This is a genomic window from Martinezella tropici, assembly GCF_008370325.1.
GTDB lineage: Bacteria > Pseudomonadota > Alphaproteobacteria > Rhizobiales > Rhizobiaceae > Rhizobium > Rhizobium tropici_B.
Genome location: NZ_VNIP01000004.1, coordinates 1 through 18535, shown reverse-complemented (window position 1 = coordinate 18535; position 18535 = coordinate 1). Strand labels below are relative to the sequence as shown.

Sequence of the window (18535 nt, the reverse complement as noted above, 5' to 3'; positions counted from 1 at the left end):
TTTAGAAAACTATGGACTATGTTTAGGAAATTACGGTTTTCTGCTTAGCCAGCGACAGCTGTAGCCGCTTTGCCACAGTTACTTCTGGTAGCCAGTCTTTCAATGAGGTGGCGAGGGTGGCACCTGCCTCTGTTCGCGAGCGGGATGGGACAGCGTGCCCTTCACGCACAGCTGCTCGGGCACGCGTCTTCGAATGAAAGCGCGCGGGAAACCTAGGCTCTGCCCGGCAACGAGTTGCCGGGCAGAGCAGTTCCGGTTAAGTCGCAGCCCCGATGGCGGAACCGCGGGCGCTCATACGGAGCAGATAGTAGACTGCCCCTCCGATGCCGACGCCGAAGAACCAGCCATAGGTTCCCCACCATTCCGGCAGGATCGACGTGAAGGTCGGCAGGATCGACGAAAACAGCGCGCCGACCACCAAGGCGATAAAGGCATTTCTATGCCAGCCGCTCTGGAAGCGAAACTCGCCATTTTCCTGATAGAGCGCCGCAACGTTGAGCTCGCCTTTCCGGATCAGATAGTAATCCACCATCATGATCCCGAAAATCGGCCCCATGCTCGAACCGATGAAATTGACGAAATGCGCGGCACTCGTCTCCCAGGGCGCGAACGGATACAGCAGCAGCGCGATCAGGGCCGCGATATAGCCGCCCCGCTTGAAGCTGATCTGCCTTGGAAAAACATTCGAGAAGTCGAATGCCGGTGAAACGAAGTTTGCGACCACGTTGATGCCAAGCGTTGCGACTGCAAAGGTCAATGCGGCAAGCAGCGCCAGGAACCAGCTATCGAACTTCGCCGAGATCGCTTCGGGATGCAGAAGCACTTCGCCGTAGACGGTGAAGGCAGCCGTCGTGGTTACCCCAGCAACGAGGCAGAAGGCGAGCAGGTTGATCGGCAAGCCCCAGAGATTGCCCTTCCGCAAGGTCTTGATGTCCTTGGCGTAACGAGAGAAGTCGCAGAAGTTCAAGTAAAGTGCTGCAAAATAGGTGATCCAGGTGGCGGCCACAGCCGCAAGCGCCGGGAAGGACCCAGGCTCACCGGGCACACCGGCATCCTTCGTCTTTTCCAGCAGCACCTCGCGCGGAATTTCACTGCCGAAGGAAAACGTGCCTGCCTTGACCACCAGATAGATCGCAAGCACTAGCATCATGATCCAGACCGCGGGGCCGGCCAGATCCTGAAATTTGCGTACCGTCTCCATGCCGCGCTGAATAATCAAAAGCTGCAGCGCCCATATGACGACGTAGCAGATGACCTCGAGCGTTGAATGGCCGAGCATGTGGCTGCTTTGATGGAATGCGAGAATGCTTTCGTTGCGGATCAGAAGTGCGACGATCGCACCCGAGGCGGCTGCGGTCTGAGCGCCATACCAGAAGCAGGCGACGATAGCCCGCACCAGCGCCGGGACATTTGCGCCGAAGGTTCCAAACGAGGCGCGGGCAAGGACCGGAAAGGGCACGCCTGTCTTGACGCCGGCGTTACCGACGAGGCTCATAAGGAAGAAGATGACCAGCGAGCCGATACCGATCGCAATCACGAAGTTGATGAAACTTCCGCACAACAGGAAAAGACTTGCGGCAAGATAATATCCCCAAAGGCTGTGAACGTCCGATGTCCATACATTGAAGATACTGAACGCCCCCCACTTCCTCTCTTCGGCGGGCGCCAAGTCCTCGTTGTACAATGCAGGCGATGGATTTTGTATGGTCATTTCCCCCTCCCCAATCTTTCAGAGTCCACCGGACTCCTGGCGAAGCGTGCTCCCAAAATGCCTATATGGCAATCGCGATGCCATGCAGCGGGGTGGCTTTTCCAGCTCATAATCGCGGTACTTCCTCATTCAACGCGCATGCGTTATCGTGAGTGTTAGTTTCAACTTACATAGCATATATAGGAGTCAACATACAGTATAGATTGACGAAAATGATGTAATTCTGCCGTGAAATCTTACATCTTGCCGACACATCCGACTATACGCGGGGAATCTATTTCTGGTGTGAAAATATTTTCAGAAATACAACTTTTAGATGCTGCCGAAGCCGCCAATGGTCGATCGAAGTACTTTAATCAATTTGTTTGACTTCCCATTATTAATTGTTTCATCAGATGTGTCTGTCATCTCTTACGTCGCAGCGCCAAGATGCGACGAGCAGAATGCTCATGCCTGCGATGTTCCCGATTTTCAGAGCAGGCGATAGTCACGGCATCCATCGCGCAGGCGGTCGCCGGCTCCCAAAAGTGGATGGGCCCCATGAGCATTTTTCAGAACGCCAAGATCAAGACGAAAGTCCTTGCGATCATAATTCCGATCTGTCTGATCGGGATCGCCGGTGTCCTCGTCGTATCAAACGAGTATAGGGACACGGTTGCCACCTACTCGAATTTTATCGCCAAGGATGAGGCGGCGGCGGTGGAAATGTCGAGAGCCAATCAGCGCGTGACCGCCATGAGTTACAACGCGTACCAGATCCTGCAATATCCAGCGGAGGATCCGCGGATGGCGGCATTCTCTAGGGATTATCAGGAGAACAAGCAAGTACTTCTGCTGCGTTTCGCCAACGTTAAGCAGCTAATTCCGGCTGAATCGGATTCAGTAGACAAGCTAGCCGCACGGGCCAATGATATTATCGTCCTTACGGACCAAGCCGTGAAAGCCGGTCTGGTCGATGACAACGTGACTGCCGCCAAGCTCTTGAAGCAGGTGGATCCGATGATCGATGACGAGGTAGTTTCGGTTCGACAGTGGCTTGATACGTTCAACAAGTCCATCAACAAAAAGAGCGACATGTTGGCGGAACATGCTAGCAGCACCATCGAAGATGCCCTGATCGCGCTCGGCGTTCTCTTTGCTGGCGCTATTGCGATCGCCATTCTCGTGTCGGCACGCGGAATTGCCGCTCCGATCGAACGGCTACGGGCGCGCATGGTATCGCTTGCGGATGGCAAGACAGAAGAGCTTGTTTCAGGGATCGAGCGCAAAGACGAAGTCGGTCAGATGGCTGCGGCCGTCGCCGTATTTCGCGACAGTGCCATCGAGCGCATACGATTGGAGCAGGAAGCCGCTGCCGGCCGCAGCCTCTCCGAAAAGGAAAGGCTGGAGCGCGAGGCGCAAAAGGCCAAGGATGCCGCTGATGCCCAATTTGCCGTCGACAGCCTGGCAAACGGCCTCGGAGAGCTTTCGAACGGCAATCTTATCTATCGCATAGAGCAGCCCTTCGTTGCGCATCTTGATCGACTGAGAGCAGATTTCAACGCCTCGATGGCAAAGGTCGAAGAGACGCTTGTCGCGGTCGGCCAAGGTGGTCAGGCTATAGCGGCCGGTGCCAACCAGATCCGCTCCGCCGCGGAGGATCTCTCCAAGCGTACCGAGCAGCAGGCAGCCTCCGTCGAGGAGACGGCCGCCGCACTTGAGGAAATCACCACCACCGTCAAGGATTCCACCCGGCGGGCGGAGGAAGCAAGCTCGCTGGTCGGACGCGCCCGGATCGGCGCGGAAAAATCCGGCGAGGTCATGCAACAGGCGATCGCCGCGATGGAGGCAATCTCGAAATCGTCAGGCGAAATCAATAACATCATCGGCGTCATCGACGACATCGCTTTCCAAACGAACCTGCTTGCCCTCAATGCCGGCGTCGAGGCGGCGCGTGCCGGTGAAGCCGGCAAGGGCTTTGCCGTCGTCGCGCAGGAAGTCCGCGAGCTTGCGCAGCGATCCGCCACGGCGGCAAAGGAGATCAAGTCGCTCATCTCCACATCGGGTCAGCAGGTCGACAGCGGCGTCACTCTCGTCACGAGAACCGGGCAATCGCTGCAGCAGATCGTCAAGGAAGTGGAAGAAATCGATCGTAACGTGCGAGCGATCGTCGAGGCCGCCCGCGAACAGGCAACCGGCCTGCAGGAGATCAACACGGCCGTCAACAGCATCGACCAGGGAACGCAGCAGAACGCGGCGATGGTCGAGGAATCGACGGCTGCCAGCCACAGCCTTGCCAAGGAAGTGACGGCGCTGAATGACATTCTCGGACAGTTCAACCTGCAAAATGGCCGCAGCCGCGCGCGGCCGGCCGTCGCGACGGAACGGGCGAGCCCCGCCGCATCGCCGGCACGCTCGCTCCGGGCCAAGATTGCCGGCGCATTCGGCGGCTCCGGGGCTGCCGCAGCGGCATCGGCAACCTGGGAAGAGTTCTGATCCTGCGAACCACGGCCGTCCTTGAAGGATTGCCAGACTTCAAAACTGCAGATCGCGGGAGGGTATGCCCTTCCCGCGACCGCGTCCGGCCGATATGTTCATGTCGCCCGAGTTTTCGTGGCTGGAACCTCAATGCTTCGCACCGCTTGATTGAGCCAGCAGCGGTGAAGCTGTCGCGCAGACTGCCGCACGGACAGGACCACAATCCGGAACGAAACCAGCGTCGTATTCCTGCTGCTTCCGGCGGCCGCGTTACATGGCGACGCGCTCGCCGAGCGTTTCGGCCAGCGAGTTTTGTCGCTTGACGACACGATCGTTCGGCGATGGGGACGAATTTCAGGCGAAGTGAAGCGCGACAGCGGTCAGGCTCCACCGGTGATCGACACGATGCTCGCGGCAACCGCGATCGAGCATGATCTCTATCTCGTCATACGCAACGCGAAGGACGCGCAGCCGTCAGGCGCGGTAATCTTCGATCCATGGAACGATGATGCGTAGAAATTCCCACTGAGCCCCCGAAGTCGCGGCGCGTCGGCGACTTGAAAGAAGTTCGGCCTCGCAGGAGGAAAACGGCAAGGCCGCCCGCGCGTCACAGTTCAATCATGGGCCGCCAGCTAGAATTCACGCTCTTACGACCGACAGATCGTGCGGAGAGTTGGAAACTTTTCTGCCTTTCAGAACTTTGATTACACGAACGGCTTTGCATGAATGAAGCCTCTCGTTTCGCGTGATGGCTGAGTCCACGGACTGCGCCTCACTCCATGAGCCCTTTCAACCAGGCCAGGGGGAGATGATGCCGTTAATATACAATGTCGGCAAACATGATGAAGGCTTCGCCTACCGCGTCGGGGATGTTTGGTCGGAGACGTTTCCCGATCATGAGAGTGCCCTTGCCGCGGCAAAATCGGCCGCGGCCCGGCAACAGCAAGGTGGTGAAGACGCCCAGATAACCTACCAGCTTTACGACGGGCGCTGGAAGACCGAGCATGTCAGCCGCGGTGAGGGTCCAACCACGAATGTCATCGACGAAGAGGATATCCCATGACGAAATTGACCGGCTCGTGCCGCTGCGGGCAAGTGCGTTTGGCGGTTTGGGGAAATCCCCTCCATGTCGGCATTTGCCACTGCACCGATTGCCGGCAGGAGAGTGGCTCGGCCTTTACCTATTTCGGCATATGGTCTTCAGATGAATTCGAATATGAGGGTGAAACGAGCGAATTTGCCGGACGGGAATTTTGCGCTCGCTGCGGTTCGCGCGTTTTTGCAATTCGCGAGAAGGAAGCAGAGATAAAGCTTGGTGTCCTCACCGAAGCACCTGTCCGCCTCACTCCCACCTATGAGCTCTGGACCAAGCGTCGGGAACCTTGGCTTGCGCCGGTCGAGGGTGCGGAGCAACATGAAGAGGACCGACCATGAGTGAGGCAAGATGGTCGGGCGGTTGCCTTTGCGGTTCCTGCCGATACGAATTTAGCGGCGATCCTCTTCACGCCGGCTATTGTCACTGCAATATGTGCAAGCGGGCGACCGGAGGCGCTTTCGCTATTCTGGTGCAGCCGCCGTTAGCAGCTTTTAAATGGACAAAAGGAAAGGCGCGAAGTTTCAGCTCATCGCCAATCGCCATACGTGCGTTTTGTCCCGATTGCGGCACGCCGCTCTTTCTCCAATATGACGATGATGAACTCATCCGGGTGACCGTCGGCTCTCTCGATCATCCCAACCAGGTCGTGCCTCGCACACATTATGGGGTCGAAAGCCGCCTTGATTGGGCTGAGATTGGTTCGGATTTGCCGCCGGAGGAAACGCGCGAGCGCTTCTGAGAAACGAAGATCGAAGCGACGGACCAGCTTGTCGCAGTGATCAGGCAAAGCGAAATGTTCTCGGTCCAAGAGACGTCTGGCCGGTCATCAATCAGGCAGATTATTGCCCTGTCACCAGAGCTTGCTCTGGTGACAGGGCTGACCGCCGACACTAATTGTGGTGAAGGCGACCGGGGGCAAAATGGCCATAGCTCAAGAGAAATATATTGAACATGGACCTTAGTCTGAACACAGGCGCCAAATGAGACTTTCTTTATCCTAACACAGCTTATTAGCGCAGCTCGATGCTCGCCAACCTTCGAACCTTCGCTAGATCCGCAACAGGATCAAACAAGCACCGAGGCCTGCTCAGATATTCTCTGCTTTCCAAAGACGATGCTGAGATAGGTCTCACCCGAGCGCAGGACATGGTTGCGCATCAAGCGCGCTGCCAAATCGGCATCGCCCGTGACAATCGCTTCGGCGATGCCTGCATGTTCGCTCGGCAAAGGGTGCGAACAAACGCCCGTTTACCGCTAAGCCCCAGGATGTGCTCAGAACTCTTTCCACCCGGAAGCGGCTCGACCGCCCCCGGCGACCGCTCTGCGTGCCATCTGTGCAGCCGGCTCGACGGATGAAGCGCGCCGCGATGGCTCTGCCATGGCCCGCGCCGTTTGTCGCAAGATCGCCGAGCTGGCGGAGGTCGCGGCCTCAAGGCGGAATTGAGATACGAGTTCGCTTAGCTTGCTGGCCTCAGCGGCCAGTGCGGCGGAGGCTGCCGTCGACTGTTCGACCATCGCGGCATTCTGCTGCGTCGTCTGATCCATCGTATTGACCGCCGCATTGACCTCGGCAAGGCCTGTCGACTGCTCCTTGGAGGATGCGGCGATGGCGTTCATATGCTGGTTTATGCCCGAGATGCGCTCACCGATTTCCTTCAACGCGACCCCCGTTTCACGCACGAGCTTCACTCCACCATCGACCTCGGCGGAAGAAGCATTGATCAGCGCCTTGATCTCTTTTGCAGCGGCCGCGGAGCGCTGCGCCAATTCCCGCACTTCCTGCGCCACGACGGCAAACCCCTTACCCGCTTCACCGGCGCGCGCCGCTTCCACACCGGCATTGAGCGCCAGTAGGTTGGTCTGGAAGGCAATGTCATCGATCACGCCGATGATGTTGGAAATCTGCTGGGAGGAATTCTCTATTCGCTGCATGGCTTCCTCAGCCCTGCTGACGACGTCAGCCGACCGGGTAGCGCTATGATCGGCGGCCGTTGCCGCCGTCCGCGCCTCTTCCGTCCGCTTGCTCGAATTGCTGACATTGACCGTAATCTGATCGAGAGCGGCGGCGGTCTCTTCAAGCGATGCTGCCTGCTGCTCCGTTCGGCGGGAAAGATCGCTAGCTCCGGAAGAGATTTCCTGCGTGCCGCTGTCAATCGATACGATACTCTCGGCAATCGCGCTCAATGTGCTGCTCAATTGCTGCAGTGACGTATTGAAATCGTGGCGAAGAGCTTCGAAATCCGGGGCGAATGGCTCGTTGAGCTGGAAGGAAAGATCCCCGGAGGCCAATCTCTTGAGCCCCATGGCAAGACCGGATGTTGCGACCTGCAGACGCTCCGCGGCATCGGCTTCCGCCTTCTGCTGGGCAGCGATCCTGTCGGCGTCCGCCTGCTGACGTTCCCTTGCCGCGTCCGCTTCGAGCTGCCGATTGGCGATCGCCGCCTTTCGGAATACTTCGACGGCTTGCGCCATCGTCCCTATTTCGTCGCTTCGGCCGATGCCCGTGCAAGCGATATTGGTCTCGCCGCCCGCGAGCTTGGCCATATCCGCGCAGAGTGCCAGGATGGGTTTGCACACGGTCCTGCGGAACAATACGAAGAGCATGATGGCGAGCAGCGCTGTCAGCCCTAGAAGCCCCTGCATGAAGCCGCGAATGGAATTTGCTGTGCGGGTACTTTCTGCCGCGATCGATTCCGATACTTTTTGTATCTGATCGCCCGCCTCCTCCATGGCAGTTTCCAAGGCGGAAAACTGCTTCATGAAATCGGGCAATGCCTTCAAGGCGCCCGCCGGATCCTTCTCTGCCGCCGCGACCATCTTGGTTGCGTTGTCGATATAGGCCAGCAACGGAGATTCGACGCCGGCAAGCACCTTTTGAGTGTCCGGATCCGTCGCGAGCGCCTTGTTGGCCTTAATCATCTCGCGAAACGATGTGACATGCTCCGAAAGATCTGAGTTGACTGTGTCAAAGCCAATACCGGATGCAGGATCGGAAGCAAGCAACGCGGCCAGCACATCCGCTCTCAAAGCGTCATGCATCATATCTGCCTGCATGTGGTTCCGCAGAACCTGAGCCGATCCCGCTATTTTCTCGGCATTCTGCGTCAGGGTCGAGGCGGACCATATGCCCACACCAGTTGCGCCGCCCGCAATCACAAATATCGCTACGCTTGCAAGGATGATTTTCTGCTGGATCGACGCCATGAAACATATCCCAAGATTTCCTCAAGAGAAGGATGTGGGATCGTCGTTAATTATCCGTCAAAATATGTCGATCACTAAGGATTTTATGCTCAACATCGAGGTTACAAGTACAACTATATCATATCTTCAGGCATATACCGAATATAGGGAAATATACATTAAGATACCGCATATAAAATATTACTTCATTGGGTTCTGACGGGAACCACCGCCTCCGACTTTAGCGCAATCATCTCCCAAACCCATCTATCTCGGGCCGTGCAAGCTCACCGCATCGATCGATGACCGATCAACAAAGAAGGGTTCCCCGGCTGATCTGGTACGCCACGCTCAATAGCTTCTCTACGTGCTGAATGCAGCGACCACCGTCGAGGACCGGCCCGACGTTTCACCGACATGTCCAAGGACGACAATAACGTCGTCCTCCCGGGAATCTGGGACAAAAGCGGAAGATCAAATTTTTATGCCGGATAGTTCGCCTATTCTTGAAACCCGCAAGCCACGGAATTATATTAATATTGTTCGATTGCCCAACGGGAATCGACGAAGTCCAGGAGGCGCCATGTGCTCTTGGCGCCTCCTTGTATCCATGTTGCTTATAAGGAGGATATGGCTATGAGGACAAACCTCGATTTTTCTCCCCTGTTCCGGTCGAGCATCGGTTTCGACCGAATGTTGAATGCGCTCGAAGCTGCAAGCCGCCTCGATACGATCGACAACTGGCCGCCCTACGATATCGTCAAGACCGGTGACGATGAATACCGCATTGCCATGGCAGTGGCGGGTTTCTCCGACGACGAGCTGACAATCACGCAGGAGCAGAACCTTCTCATCGTTTCGGGTCAAAAGGCAAACGGTGAAGACGTCCACTATCTGCATCGCGGCATCGCAAACCGTGCATTCCAGCGTCGGTTCGAGCTCGCTGATCATGTCAAGGTCGTCGGTGCCGGCCTCGTGAACGGTCTGTTGACCGTCGATCTCAAGCGCGAAATCCCTGAAGAGATGAAGCCGCGCCGAATCGACATTTCGACCGACATGGTTCTGCCGAAAGCCGAGACGAAACAGATCGGCAACGAAAAGCAGGTGGCTTGAGCTTCCACGAGTGCGACACGCGCAAAGGCGCCGGGCAAGTCTCGGCGCCGGCCGGCAAGCTTTGCCAATAGAACCATCAGAAAGGAGAAAACCCATGAGCGTTCGTGATTTGATTTCCTGGCGCCGCAACAACGGCAACCAGGTTCCAAGTTTCCTGCGCGATGACGACCGTGATCCTTTCCTGTCGTTGCATCGCGAGGTGAATCGCCTATTCGACGATGTTTTCCGCGGCTTCGGCTCGGGCCTGCCGTCTTTCGGCAAGGGCTCCACGTTTGGCGCCGACTGGCCGAGCGTCGAGATCTCCGATACCGACAAGGAGATCAAAGTGACGGCCGAGGTCCCCGGCCTTGAGGGGAAGGACATCGAGGTCCTACTCAACGATGGCGTCTTGACGCTGAAAGGCGAAAAGCGTTCCGAGACCGAAGACAAGGATCGCCAGTTCTCCGAGCGCTATTACGGCCGGTTCGAGCGCCGCATTCCGCTCGGCGTCGAAGTCAAGGACGATCAGGTCGACGCCACCTTCAAGAATGGCGTACTGACTGTGACCTTGCCGAAGAGCGAGAAGGCGCAGTCGCAGGTCAAACGCATCGCCATCAATAGCTGATCGATCCAACCAGCCGGCGGCTGGCCCGATGGCGACCGCCGGCATCTATCGCCAATTATTCCTTATTACGAAAAGGCCCGATCTCGGGCGATGTCCCTCTTAAGCAGGCTTTCTCGATCCGCCTTCCTGCCATGGCATCTAGCAAGCGCTGAACAGATGTGAACTCGTCTTCTTGTTTCGAACGCGCAAGCAGCAGGTCTTGGCTCGGCCGGCTAAACGAAAGCGCCCAACCGGCCGAGCCCGGACGTTTTTACTTACCCATCATCTGCTTTGCGTTCTCGGGCGTAATGGCTGTGGTGTCGACCGTGACCGTGGCCGGCACCGATGGAGCGCAGTCCAAAAGTATGGACTTTGCCATATCGATCGCCTCTTTCGCACCCGTCGGATAGGTGAAGGTCGCGGACCAGTCACCCCTTGCGACGGCTTCGATACCACCTGCCGGTCCTGGCAAGCCATCGGTGCCAATAATCTTGATCGTCTTGCCCGCACCCTTCGCGGCAAGCAGGGCACCGGCTGCCATCATGTCATTGCTCGCATAGACCATCTTTATATCGGGATGCGCCTGCAGCATGGCGGCGAACGCTGTCTGCGCCTTATCCGGCAGCCAGTCGGCTGCTTGTTCCGCTACGATCTGGATTTTCGAATTAGCCTTTACGCCATCTTTGAAACCGTTCAGTCGCTCCACGGCCGGTGTCGAACTGGGAAGGCCCTCGAGTACAGCAGCTTCACCGCCATCTGGTAGCAGCGTCTTGCTCGTATATTCACCGGCAGCCAACGCGATCTTATAGTTATCGCCTCCGATGAAAGCGGTGTAGTCCTTGCCGGCTTCGCCGTTCGTCTTGCGATCGAGTTCGATGACCGGAATACCCGCATCCATCGCCCGCTTGACGGCCGGCGTGAGCGGAGCCGCCTCGAAAGGCGAGATCAAGAGAAGATCAACCTTCTGGGTGATGAAATTGTCGACCTGCGATGTTTGCGTGTTGACGTTGCCTGCTCCGTCGGCGATTTGCAGCGTAAATTGCGGGACGGCTTTGGCGGCTGTCTGCAATTCATCGTTGACGTGCTGGCGATAGGGTTCCGCATTATTTGCCTGCGAAAAGCCGATAACGAATTCGCCATTCTTGGCGCAGGCCTTCACGAGCGGATCGGCGGCCTGGGCCGCGCTGGCGATACCAAGGCATGAGCTCGCCAGGAGTACGATGCGCCAGGTATTCGATGATCGAAACGCATTCTGTGTCATTACTTTCTCCTCCACATTAATCCCGGATCCACCCTCCGGGAAATGCCGCCACTTTACCTGCCCAATCCTTCGCGGCGACGGACGAGGGACTGAAGGACAGCCGCCAGAACGATAATTGCCGCCGTGGCAAGCAATTGCATGGCTGGCGTTATGTTGTTGAGTTGAAGAATATTGGCCAAAGCGCCGAGCATGATCGTACCGGCGATTGTACCGACCATCGAACCCGAGCCGCCAAACAGGCTGGTTCCTCCAATGACGACGGCCGCGATCGCCGTCAGTTCGTATCCGGTCCCATCATTGGCGCTCCCGAAGTTGAACTGTCCGGCATGAACAATACCGGCGAGCGCCGATGCGAATCCGGTAATCGCATAGACAGCGATCTTGATCGCCGACACTGGAACGCCCGATATGCGCGCGGCGCGCTCATTTCCACCAACGGCAAAGACGTACCGGCCAAACCTTGTCGTATTCAGCACGAGCGTAGCGATGCAGGCAAAGATCAGAAAGACAATCGTGGCAACGGGAACCACGTTGCCGAACAACCGACCGCCCAGAATGGCGAAAACGGGTGGAGCAAGACCCGGGCCATCGCCGTACGAAATATTGATGTATTGGTTGCCCGAAACGACGAGCGCCAATCCGCGCGCCGCCTGCAAACCTGCAAGGGTCACGATAAATGCTTCAAGGCGAAACTTGCTTGAGATAGCACCTTGGATCAACCCAAAGAATGTGCCCATAAGCAGCACGGCCAAAACCGTTGTAATAAGCCCAAAACCGCCTGACACCATCAACGTCGCGGTCACGACGCTCGCAAGACCGAGCGTCGCTCCGACCGATAGATCGATCCCTGCGGTGATGATCACGAATGTCATGCCAATTGCGATAATCCCCGTCTCCGACACCGCGCGAACGATATTGGCGATGTTGTCAGGCTGGAGAAACAGGATGATGCCGTGCCGCCGCGGGGAAAAAATGATGCCCCCGGCAAAAACCAGCACAAGGCCAATCAGACTTTGGAAACGGACCATCACCGCAAGCGGATCGATCCGCTTGACGGGCTGGACCGCTGGATTGGACGCGATTTGCTGTTCGGACATCAGGCCTCCCTCCCGTTGGCAGCCGCGAGGACTTCATGTTCTCCAACCCCGCCAGAAAACTCGGCAACGCTGCAGCCGTTGCGCAGAACCACTATTCGATCGCAGAGCCCGATCAGCTCTGGCATTTCGCTTGACGCAACCAGAATCCCCAAACCGTCAGCTGCAAGCTTGCGCAAGCGCGCGTAAATCTCGCCTTTTGCGCCGACATCGACTCCACGTGTAGGTTCATCGAGAAGAAGCAGGCTCGGATTGCCAAGTACCTCCTTAGCGAGGACGACCTTCTGTTGATTTCCCCCGGAAAGCGATCCGACCGGAATGGCGGAATTCTTCGGACGGATATCGAATTGGCCGAAGGAGCTCCTGATCGCATCTTCCTGACGCCGTGAAGATAGCAAGCCATTTGGCGATATTCGGCGGATCACCGACATGACCAGATTGAGACCAACCGACATGCGCAGCATAAGTCCGGTCTCGCGTCTGTCATCCGTCACGAACGCAAGACCCGATCTGCGCGCGGCCGCGATCGATTTCAGCTTTGCCGGCCTACCGCCGATCGTAATGTCACCAAGCCATTTGCCGGGAACGCCAGTTCCATAGAGGGCACTTAACAGCTCCGTTCGGCCAGCGCCCATGACGCCGGCGAGCCCGACAATTTCTCCGCGGCGGACATCCAGATCGATTTTCACCGGGGCCTGCCACCCAGGCGATGCCCGATGTGGGCGGAATGAAGCCTGATGCATGTGCAAGAGCACGTCACCAAAGCTCTCCGCGCGGCGCGGATAAAGCTCGTTCAAGGGACGTCCGACGAGAAGCTGCACCAGTTCGGCCTGCGGCGCATCGGGCTCAGTCACCCCGGCGACCTTGCCGTCGCGCATCACCGTTACGCGATGGGCAATCTGCGGGACTTCTTCAAGTCGATGCGAGATATAGACGATGCCAACGCCTGAAGAAACCAGACCACGCATGATCTCGAACAATCGATCCACTTCGCCAACGGTCAAGGCGGCGGTCGGCTCATCCATAATGAGCACCTTCGACGCATAGGAAAGTGCCTTGACGATGGCAACGACCTGACGCTGGCCAATGGACAGCTCACTGACGAGCTGAGCCGGATCGATCGACCGGTCGATCGCTTCCAGTCTTTTGCGCGCTTCGTGCAGCATCGCTTTTCCGTCGAGCATGCCATGCGGATGCACAAGCTCTCGCCCGAGAAAGAGATTGGCGGCCACGCTCAGGCTCGGAACGAGGTCCAGCTCCTGGAAGATCGTCGCAATCCCTGCCGCCTGCGCGTCGCGAGGGCTGTGAAATCGGGCGAGTTTGCCGTCGACGAAGATCTCGCCCTCATCCGGCGTATGCACACCAGAAAGCAGGTTCATCAGCGTGGACTTTCCAGCACCGTTCTCACCGAGTAGCGCGTGGATTTCGCCAGACTTAAGTTCGAAATCCACGCCGCGAAGTGCGTGAACACCGCCGAAACGCTTGACGACACCTTTCGCTGAAAGAACGACCTGGTTCATGCTGCTTCTCCGCACGATTCACGAACCCGCAGAACTGACGCCAGGCGGACGGTCTGGAGGGGGCGTCGTTTATTGCCGATACGTTTGATCAGCAGGTCTGCCGCCTTGCGGCCGATCTCATCACAGGGCTGCGCAATCAGCGTGAGGCGCGGCTCGAAATAGTCCGCCCATTCGAAATCATCGATCCCGAGTACGGAAATATCTGCGGGTACGCGAAGCCTCCGTTCCCGGACCGCCCTCATCGCGCCGATCATCGTGAGATTGTTCGATGCAAGGATCGCGGTCGGCGGTTCCTTCAATTCCAACAGTCGGTGCGTCGAGGCGGTGGCGTCAGCGGTATTGTTATTGCTGTCGCTGATCAAGCCATCCGGAACCTCTATTCCTTTCTCGGTCATCGCAGCCCGAAAGGCATTCATTCGTTCCACAGTCGTTGTGAAGCCTGGCTGCCCCAGGATGATCCCGACCCTTCGATGATGCAGCGTCACGAGATGGTCGACCAGCGTACGAATTGCAGCGGCATTATCGGTCCCGACCTGGTCAAAGCGATCGTCCGACAACCTGTCAACCAGCACACAAGGAAGATCGGATGCGATGAGGTAGTCCAGCGACCTTTTAGGCTCGCCCGAGGGCGCAAGTATAATTCCGTCGACGCGGCGTTGATGCAGATGCTGAATCAGCTCCAGCTCGCGCTCGGGATCGTCCTGCGTATCGCATAGGAACACGATCAAGCCGCGCTTCGAGCACTCGGCTTCGATCGCACAAATGATGTCACTGAAATAAGGATTCGAAATTGCGGAAATCGCCAATCCCACCGTGCCTGTCGATGAAAGCTTGAGCGAGCGAGCGACGGCGTTCGGGATGTAGCCGATCGCTTCGACGGTCTCCATGACGAGTTTCACCTTCTCGGGCGAAACAAAGCGTGTCTTGTTGAGAACATGCGAAACCGTGGACACTGAAACCCCGGCCGCTTTGGCAACCTCGGAAATAGTCGTCATGAGCACGCTCCAGCTTTCGCCAGCAGCGCAACAAACAGGCTTTTCAAAGTATCCTCCCCAGCGGAATCCAACCTCCAGGAGGCTCCTCAAGGATCCGCGAATATCGTCACGCTAGCGTCGTCGAAACGTTTGCGCAATCGTTTTTTCGCCTGCTGTCTCCGCGATCGATTGGAAACTATTTTCCGCTTACAGTTTTCGTTTGTGCAAACCCATGCTCGAATGCCTGGAGGATTGCTCATGCCGAGACGACCTACGAAACAACGTCGGATCTGGAACTGTTTGCCAAGCGTCTGGCCCGCAGTGGCAAGCCAAAAAACACGCTTGCACCTTCACAAACCATCAACGGATTCACCGACCTCAGGCATAGACTTGATGTGCGTCTTCAATCTGGCCGAATGGACTTGAAACTACTCGCTCTGGAATGGCGATATGACGTCGCGCTTTTGCTCGATCATGTGCGCCATTGGATGTTTGAGGTGGACCGAGATTTCAATGGCTAAAAGATGGGCGAGTGGTATTCGACATGGCCGGGAAACCGGCTGAACTGCTAGCCCGCCGGATACTCAGCGTTTTCGCGAACGCCGCAGCACAACCCTTTCAAGCAATCCACCGCAAAATGCTGGCATCAATCCGAACAGGATGAGCTGCGGCGTCCCGGAAAGCCCGAGCAGGCTCGAGAGAACAAATGATATCAGCAACCCCAGGGCGCCGCCGGCGATATAGGGCAGATAATCACGCACTTCATCATCTCCTCATTTTGTTCTCCGACGAGTCCCGGGACGGACATAATTCTCGACGAGCGCCGTGGCGGCGAAGGTGGAAACGCGGATCGCGCGCCAGCTACCGCAGCGCCTCCTCGACCGCTTCCTGGATTGCGCCGACGACATAGTTGACCAGCGCGCCGCCGGCTGCTTGCGCCAGCATCTCGCGGCTGATGCCCTCATTTTCAGCATCGCTAACCAAGTCCTCGACCAGCTTCGACGCCTCTGTTTGCTGAGTACCACTGTTGATATGTTCCGATTTCCAACGTTCGAGGAATTGTTCAGGCTTCATGGCTTAGACCTTGTTTCGATACGAACGCACAAGGACGGAAATGGTTGTCCAGGTGGCGCCGAAAGATTGCGGCATGAACGGAGCCACCTCCTTTCAAGGTTCATCGACGCGCTCGAGTTCGAAGAAATAGATCCGCGGATCGCCACTGATCGTCATTGCTCCCATGACCCTCACCTCATCAATGCGGCGGAAATGATCGACGATCGATTGCATATCATAGACCATCGCGGCACTCTCGGCGCCGCCAAACACCGCGGTCTTGAGCGATGCGACCGGTCCCCTCGCCCGCAGTCGGCGCTGAAGACAGGAAAATAGGTCTCTCGCTACACGAGTCCTCCCGACGGAATGGAAACGCAGCGCCAGGCGAATCGGTATCCATTTCGGATCGATTGCCGTCAGCCGGTGTTCGCGTGACCGAAACAGCAACGCGTCGGCGCGCATATTGGGGGTGAAGCGCTTGCCGAACCAGCCGAGATTTTCCAGTACGCCGTCGAATGGATGCTCCGCCGGGATGCCGCGTCCCTTCCATAGGCCGAGGAGTTCGCGCGGCGCGATGGACGGCAAGCGTCGGAATTCCTCAAACACTGTCTGCTGGTCTCTCACTGGATGGGTTGTCCCTTTGCTTGCGCTTTTTAGTCCGCAGCCTGGATCTGGCGTCACGCCGGGCAATGCGCAATTCCTCCAGCGTCGGTATCCACCAGCCGCGATCGCGTTCGCTTTTTTCCGGTAGCGTCCGCGCCGGCCAGGTCGTCACCAATTCTTCCAGCGTGCCTAATCGCCATGACGCCCAGACATAGTCCTCTCCTGCTGCGGCGGCAAAGTAGAAGCCGGTGACTGTTGCCGGATCCGCAATCTCGCCATCGGTCCTGGTGAAGAAGACGATCCCGATATGCGTGCCGATCGCACGATCGAAGGGTGGAGCATCATCTGGGGGAACCGGATAGCGCTTCCGCCGGCGCTCCATCATCCTCACCTTAGATGCCTCCTCTTCCTCGGTCCCCTTGATCGCCACGCGCCGCGCCCGCCGAGCCTCCGGCTCACTACGCGCCGCGGCCGCCTCGATCGCCGGCCAGCGCTGCCGCAATTCCGCAAACGAACGGTAGGGCACAGTCCAGAGGCGATGATCGACATCCCAGCGGGCATACGGAATTTGCCGGACCTCGTTGATCACGGTTCGCGAATAAGGCGTTCGGATCTGTAGGGTTGCCGGGCCTACCTCAAGATAGCGGCTTTCGATTGGCTCGAAGGCAAAGGCATCCCGTCCCTTCTCGTCCGCGAACCTGCCTGCCTCGGCCTCCATCTCGGCGAGCCAGCGGCCGATGCGTCTCTCCGCCGTGCGGCCAGGCACGAACCAGGCATGCAGCCGGTCGCTCCACCGGGCACGCGGGAATGCCTGCCGAAACCGCTCGACCGTTACGCGGTCATGCGGCAGTTCGGCCGTCGCCCCCTCGAGCGGGCGTGGTTCGGATGTTTCTTTTGTTGCTTCGTCCATATGACATCGCCTGGAAACTACCCTCGCGAGATCACGCTGCGCGTCGTGTTTTTCCGAGGCGCGTGATCGCCTCCTCCAGCGGTCGCGCCTGTCTGGCGTGTTTGGAATGTCGCTCTGATCGTCGTGGGGCTGTCATCCGTCATTGGCTGTCTCCTGCTGATGAAGTTCACAGGAAGAAAACGCCTTTACGCGCTTGTGGTTTCCCGACGGGAGCCGCCGTCGAAACGGATCTGGACAACCTCGCCCCCCCGCAGGCACGCCAATTTATGATTGTCAGAGAACTGCAAAGAGCTTAATTTGCTATATAGGTGCAGCCATTCCCGTCCATTCAGGCGCCAGCCTGACGCTCAGCGATGCGATCGCGGATTGCATAGGACCAGACCAGTCCGTCGCACCGTTCCAGCCAAACATTGATAGCCTTTGGAGGATGAGAAAATGATCTCAGCCGGATACTGCCGACTTATGTCGCGTTACAATACTTGGCAGAATACCTCTTTGGTAACTGCCGCCGATAGTCTCACCAATGAAGACCGCTGGAAGGATCGAGGTGCTTTCTTCCGATCGATCGCAGCGACATTAAATCATCTTTACTGGGCTGACGCCCTGATACTGCAGCGACTAAAGGGAAACGAGCGCCCAGAGGAAACCATCAAGCACTCCCTGACAAGTCCATCGGATTGGGCTGACTTCAAGGCGCTCCGCTTGAAACGGAACGAGGAAATCGAAGCGTGGTCCGCGGGATTGCTGGACGCAGACCTGGACGGGACACTTGTCTGGTATCCCGGGGATGGTTCCACTCGGATCGAGAAGCCAAAAGCGCTTTGTGTCATGCAGCTTTTCAATCATCAGACACACCATCGAGGTCAGGTCCACGCGATGCTGACGGCAGCGGGCACAGAACCAGAGCCGACTGATCTTCAAATGCTGGAGTAGATTGCCTGTTTCCTGAGCTGGATAGTACCCATACGGTGAAGACC

Annotated in this window: 18 protein-coding genes and 1 pseudogene; 8 read left to right on the top strand and 11 right to left on the bottom strand. The window is 57.5% G+C overall.

The genetic code is table 11. The annotated features are described in order from the left end of the window. Window positions 1–256 precede the first annotated feature (256 nt). Complete coding sequence (locus tag FP026_RS05805) at window positions 257–1711, bottom strand: NCS1 family nucleobase:cation symporter-1 (RefSeq protein ID WP_149633697.1); 1455 nt, start codon at window positions 1709–1711, stop codon at window positions 257–259. A gap of 540 nt (window positions 1712–2251) precedes the next feature. Between FP026_RS05805 and FP026_RS05800 the strand changes: the two genes are divergently transcribed. The 5 genes and pseudogenes from FP026_RS05800 (at window position 2252) to FP026_RS05780 (ending at window position 6003) form a co-directional block, all read left to right on the top strand. Further along, a complete protein-coding gene (locus FP026_RS05800; protein WP_149633696.1) occupies window positions 2252–4186 on the top strand; it encodes a methyl-accepting chemotaxis protein in 1935 nt (644 codons plus the stop codon). Between the two features lie 261 nt (window positions 4187–4447). Further along, a pseudogene (locus tag FP026_RS05795) lies at window positions 4448–4684 on the top strand (type II toxin-antitoxin system VapC family toxin); the annotation flags it as partial. Between the two features lie 295 nt (window positions 4685–4979). After that, a complete protein-coding gene (locus FP026_RS05790) occupies window positions 4980–5231 on the top strand; it encodes a hypothetical protein (RefSeq protein WP_149633695.1) in 252 nt (83 codons plus the stop codon). Continuing rightward, complete coding sequence (locus tag FP026_RS05785) at window positions 5228–5602, top strand: GFA family protein (protein ID WP_149633694.1); 375 nt, start codon at window positions 5228–5230, stop codon at window positions 5600–5602. Before FP026_RS05790 ends, FP026_RS05785 begins: the two co-directional genes overlap by 4 nt. Next, window positions 5599–6003 carry a GFA family protein gene (locus FP026_RS05780; RefSeq protein ID WP_281408577.1) on the top strand — a complete coding sequence of 135 codons (405 nt, stop codon included), beginning with the start codon at window positions 5599–5601 and terminating at the stop codon, window positions 6001–6003. The genes FP026_RS05785 and FP026_RS05780 overlap by 4 nt, the downstream gene beginning before the upstream one ends. 326 nt (window positions 6004–6329) lie before the next feature. Here FP026_RS05780 and FP026_RS30840 read toward each other — a convergent pair whose 3' ends face one another. Continuing rightward, window positions 6330–6491 carry an FCD domain-containing protein gene (locus FP026_RS30840; protein WP_348642306.1) on the bottom strand — a complete coding sequence of 54 codons (162 nt, stop codon included), beginning with the start codon at window positions 6489–6491 and terminating at the stop codon, window positions 6330–6332. Window positions 6492–6536: 45 nt separating this feature from the next. Next, the gene (locus FP026_RS05770; protein ID WP_149633693.1) at window positions 6537–8468 is read right to left on the bottom strand and encodes a methyl-accepting chemotaxis protein; all 1932 of its coding nucleotides are present in this window, start codon (window positions 8466–8468) and stop codon (window positions 6537–6539) included. A 615-nt stretch (window positions 8469–9083) separates the two neighbouring features. On the opposite strand from FP026_RS05770, the gene FP026_RS05765 reads away from it, so the two are divergent. Together FP026_RS05765 and FP026_RS05760 are read left to right on the top strand one after the other, a co-directional pair. Further along, entirely contained in the window at window positions 9084–9560 is a 477-nt protein-coding gene (locus FP026_RS05765) for an Hsp20 family protein (RefSeq protein ID WP_149633692.1), read from the top strand. A gap of 94 nt (window positions 9561–9654) precedes the next feature. After that, window positions 9655–10164 (top strand): Hsp20/alpha crystallin family protein, encoded by a 510-nt coding sequence (locus tag FP026_RS05760; protein WP_149633691.1) that lies wholly within the window; start codon window positions 9655–9657, stop codon window positions 10162–10164. 250 nt (window positions 10165–10414) lie between these two features. Here FP026_RS05760 and FP026_RS05755 read toward each other — a convergent pair whose 3' ends face one another. The 8 genes from FP026_RS05755 to FP026_RS05725 all read right to left on the bottom strand — a co-directional run bounded on the left by FP026_RS05755 (window position 10415) and on the right by FP026_RS05725 (window position 17558). Then, window positions 10415–11404, bottom strand: coding sequence for a substrate-binding domain-containing protein (locus tag FP026_RS05755; protein WP_149633690.1), 990 nt, complete (start codon window positions 11402–11404; stop codon window positions 10415–10417). A 53-nt stretch (window positions 11405–11457) separates the two neighbouring features. Next, on the bottom strand, window positions 11458–12501 hold the full coding sequence (locus FP026_RS05750) for an ABC transporter permease (protein WP_149633689.1): 1044 nt from the start codon (window positions 12499–12501) through the stop codon (window positions 11458–11460). Continuing rightward, complete coding sequence (locus FP026_RS05745; RefSeq protein WP_149633688.1) at window positions 12501–14018, bottom strand: sugar ABC transporter ATP-binding protein; 1518 nt, start codon at window positions 14016–14018, stop codon at window positions 12501–12503. The genes FP026_RS05750 and FP026_RS05745 overlap by 1 nt, the downstream gene beginning before the upstream one ends. Beyond that, on the bottom strand, window positions 14015–15013 hold the full coding sequence (locus FP026_RS05740; protein WP_149633687.1) for a LacI family DNA-binding transcriptional regulator: 999 nt from the start codon (window positions 15011–15013) through the stop codon (window positions 14015–14017). The genes FP026_RS05745 and FP026_RS05740 overlap by 4 nt, the downstream gene beginning before the upstream one ends. A 563-nt stretch (window positions 15014–15576) precedes the next feature. Beyond that, window positions 15577–15753, bottom strand: a complete 177-nt coding sequence (locus FP026_RS30135) for a hypothetical protein (RefSeq protein ID WP_188112510.1) — start codon at window positions 15751–15753, stop codon at window positions 15577–15579. A 100-nt stretch (window positions 15754–15853) separates the two neighbouring features. Beyond that, on the bottom strand, window positions 15854–16066 hold the full coding sequence (locus tag FP026_RS05735; protein ID WP_149633686.1) for a DUF768 domain-containing protein: 213 nt from the start codon (window positions 16064–16066) through the stop codon (window positions 15854–15856). A gap of 93 nt (window positions 16067–16159) precedes the next feature. Next, window positions 16160–16669 (bottom strand): DUF4334 domain-containing protein, encoded by a 510-nt coding sequence (locus tag FP026_RS05730; protein ID WP_149633685.1) that lies wholly within the window; start codon window positions 16667–16669, stop codon window positions 16160–16162. Beyond that, complete coding sequence (locus FP026_RS05725) at window positions 16644–17558, bottom strand: hypothetical protein (RefSeq protein ID WP_149633684.1); 915 nt, start codon at window positions 17556–17558, stop codon at window positions 16644–16646. Before FP026_RS05725 ends, FP026_RS05730 begins: the two co-directional genes overlap by 26 nt. A gap of 435 nt (window positions 17559–17993) precedes the next feature. Between FP026_RS05725 and FP026_RS05720 the strand changes: the two genes are divergently transcribed. Then, on the top strand, window positions 17994–18491 hold the full coding sequence (locus FP026_RS05720) for a DinB family protein (protein ID WP_149633683.1): 498 nt from the start codon (window positions 17994–17996) through the stop codon (window positions 18489–18491). Window positions 18492–18535 lie beyond the last annotated feature (44 nt).

Coding starts and splice junctions, on each gene's coding strand:
- FP026_RS05805 (WP_149633697.1), bottom strand. CDS start 1,711: ATGACCATACAAAATCCATCGCCTGCATTGTACAACGAGGACTTGGCG.
- FP026_RS05800 (WP_149633696.1), top strand. CDS start 2,252: ATGAGCATTTTTCAGAACGCCAAGATCAAGACGAAAGTCCTTGCGATC.
- FP026_RS05790 (WP_149633695.1), top strand. CDS start 4,980: ATGCCGTTAATATACAATGTCGGCAAACATGATGAAGGCTTCGCCTAC.
- FP026_RS05785 (WP_149633694.1), top strand. CDS start 5,228: ATGACGAAATTGACCGGCTCGTGCCGCTGCGGGCAAGTGCGTTTGGCG.
- FP026_RS05780 (WP_281408577.1), top strand. CDS start 5,599: ATGAGTGAGGCAAGATGGTCGGGCGGTTGCCTTTGCGGTTCCTGCCGA.
- FP026_RS05770 (WP_149633693.1), bottom strand. CDS start 8,468: ATGGCGTCGATCCAGCAGAAAATCATCCTTGCAAGCGTAGCGATATTT.
- FP026_RS05765 (WP_149633692.1), top strand. CDS start 9,084: ATGAGGACAAACCTCGATTTTTCTCCCCTGTTCCGGTCGAGCATCGGT.
- FP026_RS05760 (WP_149633691.1), top strand. CDS start 9,655: ATGAGCGTTCGTGATTTGATTTCCTGGCGCCGCAACAACGGCAACCAG.
- FP026_RS05755 (WP_149633690.1), bottom strand. CDS start 11,404: ATGACACAGAATGCGTTTCGATCATCGAATACCTGGCGCATCGTACTC.
- FP026_RS05750 (WP_149633689.1), bottom strand. CDS start 12,501: ATGTCCGAACAGCAAATCGCGTCCAATCCAGCGGTCCAGCCCGTCAAG.
- FP026_RS05745 (WP_149633688.1), bottom strand. CDS start 14,018: ATGAACCAGGTCGTTCTTTCAGCGAAAGGTGTCGTCAAGCGTTTCGGC.
- FP026_RS05740 (WP_149633687.1), bottom strand. CDS start 15,013: ATGACGACTATTTCCGAGGTTGCCAAAGCGGCCGGGGTTTCAGTGTCC.
- FP026_RS05735 (WP_149633686.1), bottom strand. CDS start 16,066: ATGAAGCCTGAACAATTCCTCGAACGTTGGAAATCGGAACATATCAAC.
- FP026_RS05725 (WP_149633684.1), bottom strand. CDS start 17,558: ATGGACGAAGCAACAAAAGAAACATCCGAACCACGCCCGCTCGAGGGG.
- FP026_RS05720 (WP_149633683.1), top strand. CDS start 17,994: ATGATCTCAGCCGGATACTGCCGACTTATGTCGCGTTACAATACTTGG.